The sequence below is a fragment of the Herbiconiux sp. UC225_62 genome (genome assembly GCF_042694625.1).
In the GTDB taxonomy this organism is placed as follows: Bacteria; Actinomycetota; Actinomycetes; order Actinomycetales; family Microbacteriaceae; genus Herbiconiux.
In genome coordinates this window covers 3,664,087-3,679,455 of sequence record NZ_CP170551.1, presented here as the reverse complement: position 1 = coordinate 3,679,455, position 15,369 = coordinate 3,664,087, and the positions used below count along the sequence as shown (strand labels likewise).

Genomic DNA, 15,369 nt, shown 5'->3' with positions numbered 1-15,369 from the left:
GTGCGTCGCCCGTGTTACGCGGGCCGCAGGACGGCCGCGCTCAGGGGCAGGTGCCGAGGTTCTTCAGGCTGTCGTCGCTCAGCACGAAGTCGCGTGCTGTGAGATGCGCCGTGGCCCGCCCGTCGGTGATCTCGAGCGAATCGACCTCGGCGCTCTGCGGCAGGTATTGCGCCACGCAGACCGTGATCGGGTCCTTCGTGAGGCCTCCGAGGATCGAGCCGAGGTCGACGTCGACGTCGTTCGACCCCTGCGTCAGCGTCGCCTTCTGCGGTTGAATCACGACATCGGTGCCGGAGGCGGTGACCTCGCCGGTGACGCGGTAGCCCAGCTCGATACCGAACACGGTCACGGACCCCTCGTAGGAGACGCCCTCACGGCCGAGCACCAGCGTCGCGTCGCCCGGGAGCTCGACGATGCCGTTCACCGCGTCCTGGTCCATCGAGACCGCGGCCTCGATGTCGCCGACCGGTTGAGTGAGATCGGAGGGCACGTCGCGCGCGACGACGTGAGCCGAGATGGGCACGCCGTTCACCGTCAACGCCGGCGCGTCGAGCTGGACCTCGCCGAAGCTGCCGGCCAGGAGCTGGCCGAGGAAGGAGAATCCGCCGATCTGCACGTCGACGTCGCCCTGCACGCTGTCGGGCAGCTGCGACTCGATCTCGGACTCGGCCTGACCCTCGGCGTAGGCCCGGAAACCGATGTCGGCCACCACCACGAGCACGGCGAGCACCACCACGATGCCGATCAGCCACCACAGCCAGCGCAGCGAGTGACGCCTCGGTGCGGCGGGCTCGGTCGGGGCCACGTGGAACTCGGTGCTCATGCCCCTATCTTCACATCACATCCGGTCGGGCGCGGAGACTCCGATCAGGGCGAGACCGTTGCGGATGACCTGACCGGTGGCGTCGTTCAGCCACAGCCGGGTGGAGTGGATGGCGGTGACCGGCTCGTCGCCGAAGGGCAGCACGCGGGTGGCGTCGTACCAGCGGTGGTAGTAGCCGGCGAGCTCCTCGAGGTAGCGGGCGACGCGGTGCGGCTCGCGGAGCTCGGCGGCGTGCGCCACGATGCGCGGGAACTCCTGCAGCGCGCCGATCAGCGCGGTCTCGGTGGGATGCACGAGCAGCGCGGGCTCGAAGGCGTCGCGGGTGACCCCGGCGTCGGCCGCGTTGCGCGCCACGGACCGGGTGCGGGCGTGCGCGTACTGCACGTAGAACACCGGGTTGTCGTTCGTGCGCGACCGCAGCTTCTCGCCGTCGAGCGCGAGCGGCGAGTCGGCCGGATAGCGCGCGAGCCAGTACCGCAGCGCGTCGGCTCCGAGCCAGGCCAGCAGGTCGTCGAGCTCGATGATGTTGCCCGCGCGCTTGGAGAGCTTCGCGCCGTTGAGGTTCACCAGCTGGCCGATCAGCACGGAGAGCCCGGTGTCGGGGTCGTCTCCGGCCGCCGCGGCGAGGGCCTTCAGCCGCCCGACGTAGCCGTGGTGGTCGGCGCCGAGCAGGTAGATCTTCTCGGGGAAACCGCGATCCTTCTTGCTCAGGTAGTACGCGGCGTCGGCCGCGAAGTAGGTGACCACGCCGTTGCCGCGGGTGAGCACGCGGTCTTTGTCGTCGCCGAAGTCGGTGGTGCGCACCCACACGGCGTCGTCGGCCTCGTACACGTGGCCCTGGGCGCGCAGGCGCTCCTCGGCGTCGTCGATGGCCGTCTTGCCGGTGACCGCATCCGGAGTGTGCAGGGTGCGCTCGGAGAAGAAGACGTCGAAGTGCACGTGGAAGTCGGCCAGCGACTGCTTGATCTCGGCCAGTTGGAAGTCGTACGCGAGGTCACGGGCGATGGCGACGGCCTCGTCCTCAGGCTTGTCGAGGAGGTCGGGCACGGCGTCGAGCACCCGCTGCCCCAGGGTCTGGATGTACGGGCCGGGGTAGCCCTTCTCCGGGGTGGGAAGGCCTTGGGCGGCGCGCAACACAGAGAGGCCGAACACGTCCATCTGGCTGCCCGCGTCGTTGATGTAGTACTCGGTGGTGACCTCGGCTCCGGATGCCTTCAGCACCCGGGCGATCGAGTCGCCGAGCGCCGCCCACCGGGTGTGACCGATGTGCAACGGCCCGGTCGGGTTGGCCGAGACGAACTCCATGTTGATGGTGTGCCCGGCGAGCACCGCGTTGTGGCCGTAGCCGTCGCCCGCCTCGACGATGGTGCGCGCGATCTCGGCGGCGGCCGCCGTCTCGAGCGTGATGTTGATGAAGCCCGGGCCCGCGACATCCACCGAGGCGACGCCGTCGATCGCAGCGATCAGAGGGGCGAGCTCACCGGCGAACTCGCGCGGGTTCGTGCCGATGCGCTTGGCCAGTTTCATGGCGATGTTCGAGGCCCAGTCGCCGTGGTCGCGGTTGCGGGGGCGCTCGAGCGCGACATCCGTCTCGGTGATCGTGACGCCCTCGACGGAGGCGAGACGGTCGGTCACGATGGTGAACAGAGCGGCGGAGAGGTCTTCGGGAGTCACGGCGGACAAGCCTATCGCGCGCACCTGAAGGCGGGCGACGGGCCGGGCCACGGGGTCAGCGCAGGCGCACCAACTGGGTGATGTCGTCGTTCGGCAGCACGTCGACCACGGCCGACACCTCGAGGCGGTCGAGCACGAGGTTGCCGCCGTGGTTGGTGAGGAAGGCGGTGTCCGCCGCGTCGCGGCCCGTGGCGATGCGCACGAGCGACTGCCGGGGTGCCAGTGTCGTGGCATCGACGACGTGCCAGGCGCCCTCGACGTAGGCCTCAGCGACGGCGTGGAAGTCCATCGGCCAGAGTCCCGGCGCGTACACCGACACGAGGCGCGCCGGCACGTCGAGCGCGCGCAGCAGGGCGATCACGAGGTGGGCGTAGTCGCGGCAGACGCCCTTGCGCAGCAGCAGGGTCTGAACGGCCCCGTCGGTCGGCAGGCTCGAACCAGGCACGTAGCTGAGTTCCGAACCCACCCAGGAGCTCACGGCCTCGAGGAGGTCGCGATCGAACAGGCCACGGAACTCCCCCAGCGCCGTGGGCATCAGGGTGTCGGACTCGCAGTAGCGGCTCGGCCGGAGGTAGCGGATGAGGTCGACCGGTTCCACCGGAGCCTCCATCGCCCGCCCGTCGACGGTGGCCTCGTAGACCGCGGTGAAGCGGCCCGGGAGCACGTCGAACTGGTGCAGGCGCGTGCCGTGCGCATCTGTGATCTCGACCGGCTCGATGGGGCGCCCGTCGACCCGGAAATCGAGGACTTCGCTGGCGAAAGCCGCACCGGGAGCGGCGGCGATGGAGAACACGACGGTGGTCGCCTGGTCGACGGTCGCGTCGATGTGGGCGGTGACGGATCGCTGCATGGTTTCGATCCTGTCACGGTTGCGACGCGAACGTCTCGGGCTCCGTGCGTGACGTCGGCGGCCCCGACATCCTGCTACCCTGGACAGGCACCCCGGGCCCCCATAGCTCAGGGGATAGAGCGTCTGCCTCCGGAGCAGAAGGCCGTAGGTTCAAATCCTACTGGGGGCACCATTCGTCACCGCGGCCTCTTCGCCGCATCGCCCGCCTAGTCGGCGGGGCCGCCCGACGCGGTGTCTTCGTCGGTCTGCGCGTCGTGGTGCTTCTGCTGCGACGGCTCGGCGTCGGTGCCCGAACCGTCGGCGATGTCGTCGGGGTCGGTGGAGGGCTTGGTGGAATCGCTCTGGTCGCTCATGTCGTGCACGCTACGCCCGAAGGCGGGTGCGCGGTAGTGATCAGAGGATGCGGACGAAGTAGTAGCTGCCCCAGAGACCGGGGTTGTGCGTGACGTACCGGCCCCAGTCGGGCGAATGGATGACGCCGCCGTGGCCGTCGTAGATGCCGATGTGCGCGCCCGGCCACACCACGAGGTCGCCCGGCAGCGCGTCCTGCGGCGAGACCTGTACGCCCATGGCGGCCTGTCGGCTCACCAGACGGGGCAACTGGATGCCGAACTGGCCGTAGACGTACTGGGTCAGCCCGTCGCATCCGAAGCTGTCGTTGGGGTCGGCGCCGTAGCCGTAGGGCACCACGCCCACGAACTGCTCGGCGAACGCCACCACGGCGTCACCGCTGACGGACTGCGCGGGGGGCGTGACGACGATGCCGCCACCTCCGCCGCCGGAGCTGCCGCCACTGTCAGAGCCGCCTCCGCCGCCACCGGACCCCTGGTCGGCCGCGGCCGCCTCCTGCTCGGCGCGGGCACGTGCATCCTGCTCGTCCTGCAGCCTCTTCTGCTCGGCGGCGATCGCCGCGGCCCGGGCCGCCTCGCCCGTCTGGAAGTCGGCCAGCGTCTGGGCGGAGTTCTGCTGGAGTGCCGCGAGTTGCACGGTGAGTTCGACCTGGTGCGCCTCCTGGTCGAGGAGCGCCCCCTGCACCACCTTCTGGGCGTCGCGCGCGGCCTGCAGCGAGGCATCCGCCGCCGCCGCGAGGCCCTCGAGCTCGGACTTCGCCACCGCCGCCTGGCGGCTCAGCGAGTCAGCGGTGTTGGCATCCTGTTTCGCCTTCTCGAACACACCCTGGCTGGTCTCACTGAGCTTCGACATGGTGCCGAGCTGATAGAGCAGGTCTTCGCTGCCTCCGCCGGAGACGATGAGGTGCGAGGTGAGGTCGTTCCCGGCACTGCGCGCGAACTGCGCGGCCAGGCCGGCGGCGCGCTTGCTCGACGCCTCCGAGGTGGTCTTGGCGGCGTCGGCCTGCGACTGCAGCGAGGCGGCCTTCGCGGTGCCGTCGGCGAGGGCCTTCTGGGCGACCTGGTCGGCTTCCCACGCCTGCTGCGCCGCAGCCTGGGCGGCGTCGACCTGGGCCTGGAGACCCGAGATGAGGCCCTGGATCTCGGTGATCTGCGCCTGCTTGGCTCCCTCGCTCGCCTGCGCGGCCACGACGTCGTCCCACGAGGGGTAGTCGGTGGCGGCGGCCGGCGAGGTGACCAGCAGCGTGGCGGCCAGCGCCATCGCCGACACCAGTGCAGCAGCACCCAGCCCGCGCTTTCCGCGGAACGTGCTTGACGCGGTGACCCGCATGACTCCCCCGACCATTCGTGCCGCGGACCGATTCACTCCAGTCACACGTGCAACAGCAACAACGCTGATCACAATAGCAACTCACCGGCGTTTCTTACACCCGTATTCGCAGACGCAGGTGTATAAGGTCGCCTGAAGTCGGCGCGGCAGGGCTCGCAGAGGCGACTTCGCGCTCCCTCGCGATGCGGAGCGGAACGCCGGGTCAGGCAGCGAGGGAGACGGGAGAAGCGAGGGTGCCGAGGAGCGCCGAGAGCTGACCCGTCGGGGCACCGGGGTCTTCCGGGTGCCACTGCACGCCGAGAATCGGCGCGGTCTCGTGCTCGATCGCCTCGATCAGGCCATCGGATGCGCGCGCCGCGACCACGAGCCCGTCGCCCAGTCGGTCCACGGCCTGGTGATGCGCACTGCGCGTCTCCGCCACCGCGCCGAGGCCGTTCAGGAGACGGCTGCCCGGAGCGACATGCACGTCGTGAGTCGACATGACCCGCTCCATCGGCACGTCGTCGTGACGGTGCGCCGAACCCTCGCCGAGATCCTGGATCAGGGTGCCACCGAGCGCCACGTCGATGATCTGGTGCCCCCGGCAGATGCCGAGCAGCGGGGTGCCTCGGTGGATCGCGCGCTGGACCAGCGCGATCTGCGCTTCGTCGGCTCGCTCGGCGTGAGCGCCCTCGCCTCGGTAGCCGCGGGCGGCGCCGTAGAACTCGGGGGCGATGTCCTCGCCGCCGAGGATGACGAGCGCACCGGCGTCATCCGTGCGGCGCAGGCTCGCCTCCCGCCCGTCGTCCTGTGCCGCGACCACGTCGACCTGCCAGCCGGCCTGCGTCGCCGCGGCGATGGCGCGCCCGACGAGAACGCTCGAGTAGGCGTGGTACTCCGGAGCGTGCGGGCGCTCGCGCGTCACGATGACGACGCTGAGGCGGGCTGCGGAGCTCATCCCTTCATCCTGCCCATGCCGACACGGCTGTGCATCGGGCCGCGTAACGCAGCGACACATGCCGCGGCGCGCATCCGACCGTCGCGCTGCCTGCGCGACTCCCGGGAATCGTCGGGGCAACGTCCAGTCTCCATAGACGGCCACTGCTCCGCTCTCCTAGAATCTGGGTCAATGAGACACCCGCACCGGAATCGCCGAGCGGCGACGCTCCGCTCCCTGTTCGCCATCGTCGTCGCCGCGATCGGGCTCTCGGTGCTGGCACCGGCGCTCCCCGCTTTCGCGGGAGATCCGGTCGACCTGAACGGCGCGTACATCGTCGACGAATCGGGTGTGCTCGGCTCCGACCAGGTCGCCCTGCAGAACGCGCTCGACACGCTGTCGACCGAGCACGGGGTGAATCTCTTCGTGGTCTACACCGACAGCTTCACCAACCCCGCCGATCGGCAGCAGTGGGCGAACGCCGTCGCCGAGAAGAACCAGTTCGGCACCAACGACGTGCTTCTCGCCGTGGCCACCGAAGACCGCGTCTACCAACTCTCGGTCGACAACTCCTTCCCTTTGAGCGATGAACAGCTCGCCGCCATCGAGACCGACGACATCGTTCCGGCGCTCCGTGACAACGACTGGGCCGGTGCCGGGATCGGTGCAGCCAAGGGCATCGGGGAGGCCCTGGGCGGCGGCGGCGGCTCCAGCGGAGGCGGCGGCGCGGTCATCGCCTGGGTGATCGCGATCGTGATCATCCTGGTCGCAGCGGCGCTCCTCATCGTGTTCCTCGTGCGGCGGCGCAAGAAGATCGACGCCGGAGTCAACGCGGACGCCGCCGCGGCGGGGCCGACGCAGAAGGAGCTCGACCGCCAGGTCGGTGCCGTGCTCGTGGACCTCGACGACGCGGTGACCTCGAGCGAGGAAGAGCTCGGTTTCGCCGTGGCGCAGTTCGGCACCGATGCCACCAAGACGTTCTCCGACGTGCTCGCCGAGGTGAAGGGCAAGCTCTCCGAGGCCTTCGCGCTGAAGCAGAAGCTCGACGACGCGGAGCCCGACACCGACGAGGAGCGCCGAGCCTGGTCGCAACAGATCATCGCCATCTGCGATGAAGCCGCCGACAAGCTCGATGCGCAGGCCGACGCCTTCGCGGCCCTGCGCGACGTCGAACGCGATCCCGCAACCGCGCTCGAGACGGCGAAGGGCGAACTCGCCGCCCTCACCGGCAGTGGAACGGATGCCCGCGAGCGGCTCGCCCGCCTCACCCAGCAGTACGACCCACCGGCGCTGACCACCGCGGGCGGAAGCATCGAGCAGGCCGACCAGCTCCGCACATTCGCCGACGCCCAGCTCACCTCCGCGGCCTCGGCGATCGCCGCGGGTGACTCCGCGGCGGCGGCTCTGAGCATCAGCGCGGCCCGTCAGGCCGTGGCGCAGGCGGGCACCCTCGTGACCTCCATCACCACCCTCGAGTCCGACCTGCAGAAGGCCGGTGCCGGCCTGGCCGCCGCGATCGCCGACGCCCAGCAGGACATCACCGAGGCGGCGCGCATCCAGGCCTCCGGCACCTCGCCCGATCCGAACCTCCCCGGGCTCGCTACCGCTCTCGGCGTCGAGGTGCACCGCGCCCAGACCACGGGTGCGCGCGACCCCCTGAACGCCCGGATCGCCCTCGAGGCGGCGAACACCCCGCTCGACCAGGCGCTCGCCACCGCCCGCACCGAGCAGGAGCGGGTGTCGCGCCTGATCGCCCAGCGCGACCGGGCCATCGCCACCGCCCAGAGCGAGGTCGCGGCCGCCGCGAGCTACCTGCAGACCCGACGGGGAGCGGTGGGACCGGATGCGCGCACCCGGCTCTCCGAAGCACAGCGCCACCTCGATCAGTCGCTCGCGCTGGCCACCACCGATCCGGAGTCGTCTCTGCGGGAGGCGTCGACCGCGGCGAACCTCGCGTCGCGGGCGACCGCTGCGGCGCAGCAGGACGTGAACTGGGCGCAGAGCTCGGGCAACCAGGGTATGCCGACCGGAGGCGGTGGAGGCGGCGACTTCTCCGGCGCGCTCCTCGGCGGCATCCTGGGCGGCCTGCTCAGCGGCGGCGGCGGCGGGCGCTCCAGCGGCGGCTTCGGCGGGTGGGGTGGCGGAAGCCGTTCGGGTGGCTGGGGCGGTGGCAGCCGCGGCGGCGGAGGCGGCTTCTCCGGCGGCCGGTCCAGCGGTGGAAGCTCCGGCGGCCGCCGCGGAGGCGGAGGCCGATTCTGACCCCGCACGCCTCTCCCCGACCCGCATCAGCGACAGTACCTCGAATAGCCAGTACAGAAGGAGACCACGATGTCCAGTAAGCAGTCCATCTTCGGCCGCATCGCCCAGCTCGCCAAGGCGAACATCAACGCCCTGATCGATCAGGCCGAAGACCCCCAGCTCATGCTCGACCAGCTCGTGCGCGACTACACGGAGAACATCGCCGACGCCGAGAGCGCGATCGCCCAGACCATCGGCAACCTCCGTCTGCTCGAGGACGACCACCGCGAAGACGTGGCGGCGGCCGAGGACTGGGGACGCAAGGCGCTCGCTGCCAGCACGAAGGCCGACGAGTACCGCGCGGCCGGCAACACGGTGGATGCCGACAAGTTCGACGCGCTGGCGAAGGTGGCGCTGACCCGCCAGCTGCAGTCCGAGAACGAGGCGAAGGATGCCGAGCCCTCGATCGCGTCGCAGACCGAGTCGGTCGAGAAGCTGAAGTCGGGTCTGGCCTCGATGAAGGAGAAGCTCAACCAGCTGAAGTCCAAGCGCGACAACCTGGTCGCCCGGGCCAAGACCGCCCAGGCCCAGGGCCAGGTGCAGGATGCGTTGAAGAACATCGACGTGCTCGACCCCACGAGCGACCTCGGCCGCTTCGAGGACAAGATCCGCCGGGAGGAAGCCCGCGTGCGCGGCCAGGAGGAGCTCAACGCCTCCAGCCTCGACGCGCAGTTCGAGAGCCTCGACGACATCGGCGAGCTGACCGAGGTCGAGGCGCGGCTCGCCGCCTTGAAGTCGGGGTCGAGCCCCGCCAAGTCCGTCACCAGCGGCGAATAGGCACGGCGCACGGTGTCCGCGACCTTCGTCGTCGTTCCCGAGTGGCAGGGCTCCGGATCGAGCCGGGCCATGCGACTGATCGACGGCGCGGAGGCGATCCGCGGCGACCTTCCCTCGGCGGCCACGCGCATCGTCGAGGTGCCGGCGGGAGCCGGTGAGTCCCTGGAGACAGGGGTCCACCGGTTCTCGTCGATCAGCACGATCGCCGAAGCAGCATCCGGGGTGCTCGCCGAGGTGCCCGACGTGGCCGTCGTGATCGGAGGCGACTGCGGCGTGGAGTTCGCCGCCATCCGGCACGCCGTGCAGCGGTCCACCGGACCGGTCGCCGTGGTCTGGTTCGACGCGCACGCCGACCTGAACACCCCCCGATTCCTCGCCCTCGGGCGCCTTCCACGGGATGGTGCTCCGTACGCTGCTGGGCGGGGGGCCTGCCGAGCTCGCTCCCGAGCCGATCCTCGATCCGGGGCTGGTGGTGCTCGCGGGCACCCGAGCGCTCGATGACGCGGAGGCCGACTACGCCGAGGCGGCCGGGATCGCGCTGCTCTCACCCGACCGGTTCGACACCGCGGAGGCCGTCATCGCGGCCCTTCGCGACACCGGGGCCACCGAGGTGTACCTGCACGTCGACCTCGACGTGCTCGATCCGAGCGAAATCGACGGGGTCGCGTTCCCCGAGCCCTTCGGAGTGACCACCGCTCAGCTGACCGCGGCGATCCGCGCGATCCGCGAGGAGTTCACGGTGGTGGGCGCGGGCATCACCGAATTCGCCCCCCTCCGCCCCCGAGGCGGCGGTGGAAGACCTGCCGACCATTCTCCGGATCGTGTCGGCACTCGTACGATGAAGACAGGCCCGCACCGGACCACGGCAACGAGGAGCCCAGAATGAGCACGGACGTCAAGGAATACGACCTCATCGTCATCGGCGCAGGAGCGATCGGTGAGAACGTCGCGGATCGGGCCGTACAAGGCGGGCTGAGCGCCCTGCTGATCGAGGCCGAACTCGTGGGCGGAGAGTGCTCGTACTGGGCCTGCATGCCGTCGAAGGCTCTCCTTCGCCCTTCGGAGGCGGTGCACTCGGCCCAGAACGTCGATGGCGCGAAGCAGGCCGTGACCGGAGAGCTCGACGTCGAGGCGGTGCTGAAGCGCCGCGACTCCTTCACCAGCAACTGGGACGACTCGGGTCAGGTCTCGTGGGTGAAGGGTGCCGGCATCGAGCTGCTGCGCGGCCACGCCGTGTTCACCGGCGTGAAGGAGCTCGACGTCACGACCCCCGACGGAGAGACGGTGCACCTCCGTGCCCGCCACGCCGTCACGGCGTCCACCGGGTCGACGTCGCTCCTGCCCGACATCCCCGGACTCGCCGACGCCCGGCCCTGGACCAGCCGCGAGGCCACCAGCGCGAAGTCGGTGCCCGCCCGTCTCGTGATCATCGGCGGCGGGGTGGTGGCGGCCGAGATGGCCACCGCCTACAACTCCTTCGGCACGCAGGTCACGATCCTCTCGCGCAGCAAACTCCTCGCGAAGGAGGAGGATTTCGCGAGCCTCGCCGTCACCGAATCGCTGCGGGAGCTCGGCGTCGACGTGCGGATCGGCGAGTCGGCCACCGAGGTCCACCGCGACGCGGAGGGAATCGTGCACACCACGCTCCGCGACGGCACCGTGCTCGACTCGGAGGAACTCCTGGTCGCCGCCGGTCGACTCCCCCGCACCGGCGACCTGGGCCTCGAGACCATCGGACTGAAGCCCCATCAGTGGCTCGAGACCGACGACACGCTGCTCGTGCTGGGCGAGGACGGCAAGCCGCTGGAGGGAGAGTGGCTCTACGCCACGGGCGACGTCAACCACCGCGTGCTCCTCACCCACCAGGGCAAGTACCAGGCGCGTGCGGCGGGCGACGTGATCGCCGCCCGCGCCACCGGTCAGCCGGTCTCGGATGCCCCCTGGGGCCGCCACGTGGCGACCGCCGACCACCAGAGTGTGCCGCAGGTGACCTTCACGGAGCCGCCCGTCGCCTCCGTCGGCCTCACCTCCGTCGCCGCGGAGAAAGCGGGCTACCGCACCAAGGTGGTCGACTACGAGATCGGTTACGTCGCCGGGGCGAGCGTGCACATCGACGGCTACAAGGGTCACGCCCGCATGGTGGTCGATGAGGACCGCAAGGTGGTGCTCGGGGTGACCTTCGTCGGCCCCGACGTGCAGGAGCTCCTCACCTCGGCGACCATGGCGATCGTGGGAGAGATCCCGCTCGACCGGTTGTGGCACGTGGTGCCCGCGTACCCGACCATCAGCGAGGTGTGGCTGCGCCTTCTGGAGACCTACGGGCGGGACGCCAGCGCCTGATGGAGCGGCTCCGTCGCATCCTCTACGCCCCGCCGGTCGCCCGCGCCGGCTACCTTTACGCCACCACCGTCGGGTTGACGCTCGGGCTGCTGTTCAGCACCGGGCGCATCCGGCGCGTTGAGGGCCTGTTCGTCTGCGTCGGGATGCCGCACTGGGCGTTCCGGCGCGGCGGAACCTGCGTGGGCGGGGTCTACCTCACCGACACGAACGACGCGCCCGCCGTGCTCCGGCACGAGGCGGTGCACCGGCGGCAGTGGAAGGAGTACGGGATGATGTTCCCGCTGCTCTACTGGCTGGCCGGGCAGGATCCGCTGCAGAACCACTTCGAGATCGAAGCCGGGCTCGAAGACGGCAATTACCTCCCGCGGAAGCGGTAACGGGGCGGGCTAGACCGTGGCGAAGTCGTTCGGCACGTCGCGGCCGACCCATACGCACACCGCATCGCCGTCGATCTCGGCGTCACCCGTGGACATCTCACCCATCCAGGCGCGAACAGCGCGGCCGACGGCCTGGCCGGGAGCGCAGGCGAGGCCGGAGCCCATCTCGCCCGAACGGACGTCGCGGGGCAGCCAAGTGACGGTCACGCACTCCGGCGTGGCGATCGGATCGATCTCGGCCGCCGACGGCACCTCGACAAAGATCTGGCCGCGGGCCTTCTCGGTGAGCGTCGCGACGATCGCGCGGATCTCGTCCAGGTTCTCCTCGGTTCCGGCGAGGAGGACACGGCCGGCTGCACGGGAGACGATGGTGGCGTCGGAGGCGATGATGTACATGGTGAGGCAAGTATAGGCATACCTAACTTAGGTTTGCCATACCATCACCACTGCGGTGGGTGCACCCGGTCCCAACGAAGGCGACGCTCGAGCTGGCGGGCGAGGGAGAGCAAGGTCGCCTCGCCGCCGGGCCGGCCGATGAGTTGTGCTCCCATCGGGAGGCCCTCCGCCGTTCGGTGCACCGGGAGCGTGATCGCCGGAAGGCCCGCCACGTTCACGAACGACGTGAACGGGGTGTACTTCACCTGCTGCTCGAAGTTACGGTCGCCGTCCTCCTGGTCGTACCACCCGAGTGGCCGGGGCGTCATCGCGAGCGTCGGCATCAGCACGGCGTCGTAGCCGTCGAACTGGCGGATGATCGACCGCTCGTACGCCGACAGAGTCGCCAGGGCGCGCGCCAGCTCCGACGCCGGGATCTCCCGCCCACGGTGCACCAGCCAGCGCGTCAACGGCTCGAGCAACTCCTCCCCGGCCTCGTCGACCGGGATCTGCGAGGCGCTCACCTGCCAGATCACCCGGAAGGCCTCCGCGTACTCCGGCGCCGGCTCCAGAGCGAACTCCTCCATGCCGTGCCCCAGCGCCACCAGCGCGTCGCGGGCGATGTCGAGTGCCTCCCGCGCCTCCGGGGCGATCGTGATGTCGTAGGCCGTCTCCCACGGCGAACCGGTGGTGAGCCCGATCTGGAACCGTCCCTCCCCGCGCACCGCCGCGGCGAGGAACTGCCCGCCGTCGCTCGGCGCTCGCAGCGTGTGGTGGTGCAGGATGCGGTCGCCTCGACGGGCGATCATCCCGTCGAGCAGCAGCGCGGCATCCCCGACCGTGCGGGCGAGTGGCCCCGCCACCGGAAGCCCGGCCAGCGAATCCTGCCCCGACCCCGCGGGCACGAGTCCGCGCGACGGCTTCAACCCGACCAGCCCGCACGCCGCCGCCGGGATCCGGATCGAGCCGCCACCGTCGGAGCCGGGCGCGAACGGGAGCATCCCGGCCGCCACGGCCACCGCCGCTCCCCCGCTCGATCCCCCGGCGCCGAGCCTCACGTCATAGGGATCGCGCGCGGGCGGCGCCACGAGGTTCTCGGTGTAACTCGGCAGGCCGAACTCCGGAGTGGCCGTCTTGCCGAGGCTGATCGCGCCGGCCTGGTCGAGCAGCTGCGGCAGTTCGTCCGACTCCTCCGGCACGAACTCCGCGAACAGCCGCGACCCGAAGGTGGTGCGCACGCCCGCCCGTCGCACCAGGTCTTTGTCGGCGTACGCGAGGCCCCAGAGCGGCGCGGTGCGCGGAACGGATGCCTCCACCTCCGCCGCGCGACTGCGCGCCTGTTCGGCCGTCACCGTGTGCAGCGCTCCGAGTTCGGGGTTGAGCCGATCGATCCGTTCCAAGTAGTGATCGACGACCTCCACGACCCCGAGTTCGCCCTTCTGCAGGAGCCGGTACTGTTCGAGCGCGGTGAGGTCGTGGATCTCCGTCATGCAACGAGACGATACCGGTAACGTCTCCTCGGGGGCGCAGGAGCGAACGGCCGCCCGGGAGGAGCAATCGTGGGGTATCTGTATCTGTCCGTGGCGATCGTGGCCGAGGTCATCGCCACCACGTTCCTCAAACTCGCGTCGGGCGAGGGCTCGAAGTGGTGGGCCTACCTCATCGTCGCGGCCGGCTACCTCCTGGCCTTCACCATGCTGAGTCTCACCCTTGGCGCGGGTGTGCCGCTCGGCATCGCCTACGCCGTGTGGGCGGGCGCGGGCGTGGTTCTGGTGGCCGTGGTGAGCTGGCTCGCGTTCGGCGAGCTGCTCACCTGGCAGCAGCTCGTGGGTATCGCGCTCGTGGTGGGTGGGGTGCTGCTGCTCGAGCTCGGTGGCAACCACGGGGCGCCCACGATCGGTAAGGCCGGCTGAGTCGCTGTATCGCTGTGCCTTGGCGTGCCGCGGCTCGGCTACTTGAGCGACTTCTGCAGCAGTACCGTGCCGAGCCAGTGGCCGAACTTGAAGCCCACACGGCCGAGTCGACCCACCTCTTTGAATCCGAAGCTCTCGTGCAGCTTGATGGAGGCCTCGGCTCCCTGGTCGGCGATCACGGCGAGGATCTCCTTGATGCCGGCCTCGCGCGACCGCTCGATGAGTTCGCCGAGCAGCACGCGCCCGAGGCCCTTGCCCGTGGCCGCCGGACCCAGGTAGATCGAGTTCTCGACCGTGCGCCGGTAGGCCGCCTTCTGCTTCCAGGCCGAGACGTAGGCGAAGCCGAGCAGGGTGCCGCTCGGTGAGAGGGCGACGAGGAAGGGGTATTTCTGCTTCTGCGTCCAGGCGAACTTGTGCCGCCATTCCTTGAGCGTCATCGCGTCTTCGTCGAAGGTCACCACGGTGTTGGCCACGTAGTGGTTGTAGATCTCGCGGATGTACGGAAGATCGGCCTCGGTCGCATCCCGGATCGTGTATTCGAACGGCACCTCGAGCGGAGGGTGCTCCGCGGTGGCCGGGCGCAGCTCCCGGGGCAGCTTGCGGCGCGGCTGATACTCCTCTTCCAACATGACTTCAGCCTACCCAGCGCCTGGTCATGTGACCGTCCAGTCGACGGGTGCCGCTCCCTGGGCCACGAGGAGGTCGTTGGCCCGGCTGAAGGGCTTCGAGCCGAAGAATCCGCGGCTTGCCGAGAGCGGACTCGGGTGTGCTGAGGTGATCGACGGCACGGCGCCGAGCATCGGCACCAGCCCCGCGGCATCCCGGCCCCACAGAATCGCGACGAGGGGGGCATCCCGCTCGACCAGGACGCGGATGGCGTGCTCGGTGACCTGCTCCCATCCTTTGCCGCGATGCGAGGCCGGCGTGCCCGGGCGCACGGTGAGCACCCGGTTCAGGAGCATGACGCCGTGAGCGCCCCACGACGACAGGTCGCCGTGTTCGGCGGGCGGGATGCCGAGGTCGTCGTTGAGTTCGCGGTAGATGTTCGAGAGGCTCCGGGGAAGCGGCCGCACGTGCCGTTCCACTGCGAAGGACAGGCCGATCGGATGCCCCGGAGTCGGATACGGATCCTGTCCCACGATCAGTACCCGCACGTCCTGGAGCGGCGCGGCGAAGGCGCGCAGCACATTGGGCCCGGCCGGCAGGTAGCCGCGACCGGCGGCGGTCTCAGCTCGCAAGAAGTCGCCCAGTTGAGCGATCGTGCCGGCAACCGGCTGAAGGGCTGTCGCCCAGCCTGGATCCATGAGGCCGTTGGCGGCCAGTTCGGGAAGCGAGAGTGCGGCCAT

At 70.2% G+C, this 15,369-nt stretch carries 17 protein-coding genes and 1 tRNA gene; 8 read left to right on the top strand and 10 right to left on the bottom strand.

Annotated elements, in window-relative coordinates:
• Positions 1–40: 40 nt before the first annotated feature.
• Genes ACFJGU_RS17975 through ACFJGU_RS17965 form a run of 3 tightly spaced genes read right to left on the bottom strand, consistent with a single transcriptional unit; the run spans position 41 to position 3,347 of the window.
• Entirely contained in the window at positions 41–823 is a 783-nt protein-coding gene (locus tag ACFJGU_RS17975; protein WP_382305282.1) for a DUF2993 domain-containing protein, read from the bottom strand.
• A 15-nt stretch (positions 824–838) separates the two neighbouring features.
• Positions 839–2,497 (bottom strand): arginine--tRNA ligase, encoded by a 1,659-nt coding sequence (gene argS / locus ACFJGU_RS17970; protein WP_382305279.1) that lies wholly within the window; start codon positions 2,495–2,497, stop codon positions 839–841.
• A 55-nt stretch (positions 2,498–2,552) separates the two neighbouring features.
• Entirely contained in the window at positions 2,553–3,347 is a 795-nt protein-coding gene (locus ACFJGU_RS17965) for a transglutaminase family protein (protein ID WP_382305277.1), read from the bottom strand.
• 96 nt (positions 3,348–3,443) lie between these two features.
• Here ACFJGU_RS17965 and ACFJGU_RS17960 point away from each other — a divergent pair.
• A tRNA-Arg gene (locus ACFJGU_RS17960) sits at positions 3,444–3,519 on the top strand.
• Positions 3,520–3,553: 34 nt separating this feature from the next.
• Here ACFJGU_RS17960 and ACFJGU_RS17955 read toward each other — a convergent pair.
• The 3 genes from ACFJGU_RS17955 to ACFJGU_RS17945 all read right to left on the bottom strand — a co-directional run bounded on the left by ACFJGU_RS17955 (position 3,554) and on the right by ACFJGU_RS17945 (position 5,964).
• Positions 3,554–3,700 carry a hypothetical protein gene (locus ACFJGU_RS17955; RefSeq protein WP_382305276.1) on the bottom strand — a complete coding sequence of 49 codons (147 nt, stop codon included), beginning with the start codon at positions 3,698–3,700 and terminating at the stop codon, positions 3,554–3,556.
• Between the two features lie 40 nt (positions 3,701–3,740).
• Complete coding sequence (locus ACFJGU_RS17950; protein WP_382305275.1) at positions 3,741–5,027, bottom strand: C40 family peptidase; 1,287 nt, start codon at positions 5,025–5,027, stop codon at positions 3,741–3,743.
• A 202-nt stretch (positions 5,028–5,229) separates the two neighbouring features.
• Positions 5,230–5,964 (bottom strand): gamma-glutamyl-gamma-aminobutyrate hydrolase family protein, encoded by a 735-nt coding sequence (locus ACFJGU_RS17945; protein ID WP_382305273.1) that lies wholly within the window; start codon positions 5,962–5,964, stop codon positions 5,230–5,232.
• 171 nt (positions 5,965–6,135) lie between these two features.
• Between ACFJGU_RS17945 and ACFJGU_RS17940 the strand changes: the two genes are divergently transcribed.
• The 6 genes from ACFJGU_RS17940 (at position 6,136) to ACFJGU_RS17915 (ending at position 11,735) form a co-directional block, all read left to right on the top strand.
• Positions 6,136–8,202, top strand: a complete 2,067-nt coding sequence (locus ACFJGU_RS17940; protein ID WP_382305271.1) for a TPM domain-containing protein — start codon at positions 6,136–6,138, stop codon at positions 8,200–8,202.
• Between the two features lie 69 nt (positions 8,203–8,271).
• The gene (locus tag ACFJGU_RS17935) at positions 8,272–9,018 is read left to right on the top strand and encodes a PspA/IM30 family protein (RefSeq protein WP_382305269.1); all 747 of its coding nucleotides are present in this window, start codon (positions 8,272–8,274) and stop codon (positions 9,016–9,018) included.
• Between the two features lie 12 nt (positions 9,019–9,030).
• On the top strand, positions 9,031–9,519 hold the full coding sequence (locus ACFJGU_RS17930) for an arginase family protein (RefSeq protein WP_382305267.1): 489 nt from the start codon (positions 9,031–9,033) through the stop codon (positions 9,517–9,519).
• On the top strand, positions 9,416–9,904 hold the full coding sequence (locus ACFJGU_RS17925) for an arginase family protein (protein WP_382305265.1): 489 nt from the start codon (positions 9,416–9,418) through the stop codon (positions 9,902–9,904). Before ACFJGU_RS17930 ends, ACFJGU_RS17925 begins: the two co-directional genes overlap by 104 nt.
• Complete coding sequence (locus ACFJGU_RS17920; RefSeq protein ID WP_382305263.1) at positions 9,901–11,358, top strand: dihydrolipoyl dehydrogenase family protein; 1,458 nt, start codon at positions 9,901–9,903, stop codon at positions 11,356–11,358. The genes ACFJGU_RS17925 and ACFJGU_RS17920 overlap by 4 nt, the downstream gene beginning before the upstream one ends.
• The gene (locus tag ACFJGU_RS17915) at positions 11,358–11,735 is read left to right on the top strand and encodes a Fe-S oxidoreductase (protein ID WP_382305261.1); all 378 of its coding nucleotides are present in this window, start codon (positions 11,358–11,360) and stop codon (positions 11,733–11,735) included. Before ACFJGU_RS17920 ends, ACFJGU_RS17915 begins: the two co-directional genes overlap by 1 nt.
• A 9-nt stretch (positions 11,736–11,744) precedes the next feature.
• On the opposite strand, the gene ACFJGU_RS17910 is transcribed toward ACFJGU_RS17915, so the two are convergent.
• Together ACFJGU_RS17910 and ACFJGU_RS17905 are read right to left on the bottom strand one after the other, a co-directional pair.
• Complete coding sequence (locus ACFJGU_RS17910; RefSeq protein WP_382305260.1) at positions 11,745–12,131, bottom strand: SIP domain-containing protein; 387 nt, start codon at positions 12,129–12,131, stop codon at positions 11,745–11,747.
• 44 nt (positions 12,132–12,175) lie between these two features.
• A complete protein-coding gene (locus tag ACFJGU_RS17905) occupies positions 12,176–13,600 on the bottom strand; it encodes an amidase (protein WP_382305258.1) in 1,425 nt (474 codons plus the stop codon).
• 69 nt (positions 13,601–13,669) lie between these two features.
• Between ACFJGU_RS17905 and ACFJGU_RS17900 the strand changes: the two genes are divergently transcribed.
• Positions 13,670–14,023, top strand: a complete 354-nt coding sequence (locus ACFJGU_RS17900) for a DMT family transporter (RefSeq protein WP_382305256.1) — start codon at positions 13,670–13,672, stop codon at positions 14,021–14,023.
• Positions 14,024–14,061: 38 nt separating this feature from the next.
• On the opposite strand, the gene ACFJGU_RS17895 is transcribed toward ACFJGU_RS17900, so the two are convergent.
• Both ACFJGU_RS17895 and ACFJGU_RS17890 read right to left on the bottom strand, forming a co-directional pair.
• Positions 14,062–14,652: a GNAT family N-acetyltransferase gene (locus tag ACFJGU_RS17895; RefSeq protein ID WP_382305255.1), complete on the bottom strand. Its 591-nt coding sequence runs from the start codon at positions 14,650–14,652 to the stop codon at positions 14,062–14,064.
• A gap of 24 nt (positions 14,653–14,676) precedes the next feature.
• Complete coding sequence (locus tag ACFJGU_RS17890; RefSeq protein ID WP_382305253.1) at positions 14,677–15,369, bottom strand: uracil-DNA glycosylase; 693 nt, start codon at positions 15,367–15,369, stop codon at positions 14,677–14,679.

Coding starts and splice junctions, on each gene's coding strand:
- ACFJGU_RS17975 (WP_382305282.1), bottom strand. CDS start 823: ATGAGCACCGAGTTCCACGTGGCCCCGACCGAGCCCGCCGCACCGAGG.
- ACFJGU_RS17965 (WP_382305277.1), bottom strand. CDS start 3,347: ATGCAGCGATCCGTCACCGCCCACATCGACGCGACCGTCGACCAGGCG.
- ACFJGU_RS17955 (WP_382305276.1), bottom strand. CDS start 3,700: ATGAGCGACCAGAGCGATTCCACCAAGCCCTCCACCGACCCCGACGAC.
- ACFJGU_RS17950 (WP_382305275.1), bottom strand. CDS start 5,027: ATGCGGGTCACCGCGTCAAGCACGTTCCGCGGAAAGCGCGGGCTGGGT.
- ACFJGU_RS17945 (WP_382305273.1), bottom strand. CDS start 5,964: ATGAGCTCCGCAGCCCGCCTCAGCGTCGTCATCGTGACGCGCGAGCGC.
- ACFJGU_RS17940 (WP_382305271.1), top strand. CDS start 6,136: ATGAGACACCCGCACCGGAATCGCCGAGCGGCGACGCTCCGCTCCCTG.
- ACFJGU_RS17935 (WP_382305269.1), top strand. CDS start 8,272: ATGTCCAGTAAGCAGTCCATCTTCGGCCGCATCGCCCAGCTCGCCAAG.
- ACFJGU_RS17925 (WP_382305265.1), top strand. CDS start 9,416: ATGGTGCTCCGTACGCTGCTGGGCGGGGGGCCTGCCGAGCTCGCTCCC.
- ACFJGU_RS17920 (WP_382305263.1), top strand. CDS start 9,901: ATGAGCACGGACGTCAAGGAATACGACCTCATCGTCATCGGCGCAGGA.
- ACFJGU_RS17915 (WP_382305261.1), top strand. CDS start 11,358: ATGGAGCGGCTCCGTCGCATCCTCTACGCCCCGCCGGTCGCCCGCGCC.
- ACFJGU_RS17910 (WP_382305260.1), bottom strand. CDS start 12,131: ATGTACATCATCGCCTCCGACGCCACCATCGTCTCCCGTGCAGCCGGC.
- ACFJGU_RS17905 (WP_382305258.1), bottom strand. CDS start 13,600: ATGACGGAGATCCACGACCTCACCGCGCTCGAACAGTACCGGCTCCTG.
- ACFJGU_RS17895 (WP_382305255.1), bottom strand. CDS start 14,652: ATGTTGGAAGAGGAGTATCAGCCGCGCCGCAAGCTGCCCCGGGAGCTG.
- ACFJGU_RS17890 (WP_382305253.1), bottom strand. CDS start 15,369: ATGGCCGCACTCTCGCTTCCCGAACTGGCCGCCAACGGCCTCATGGAT.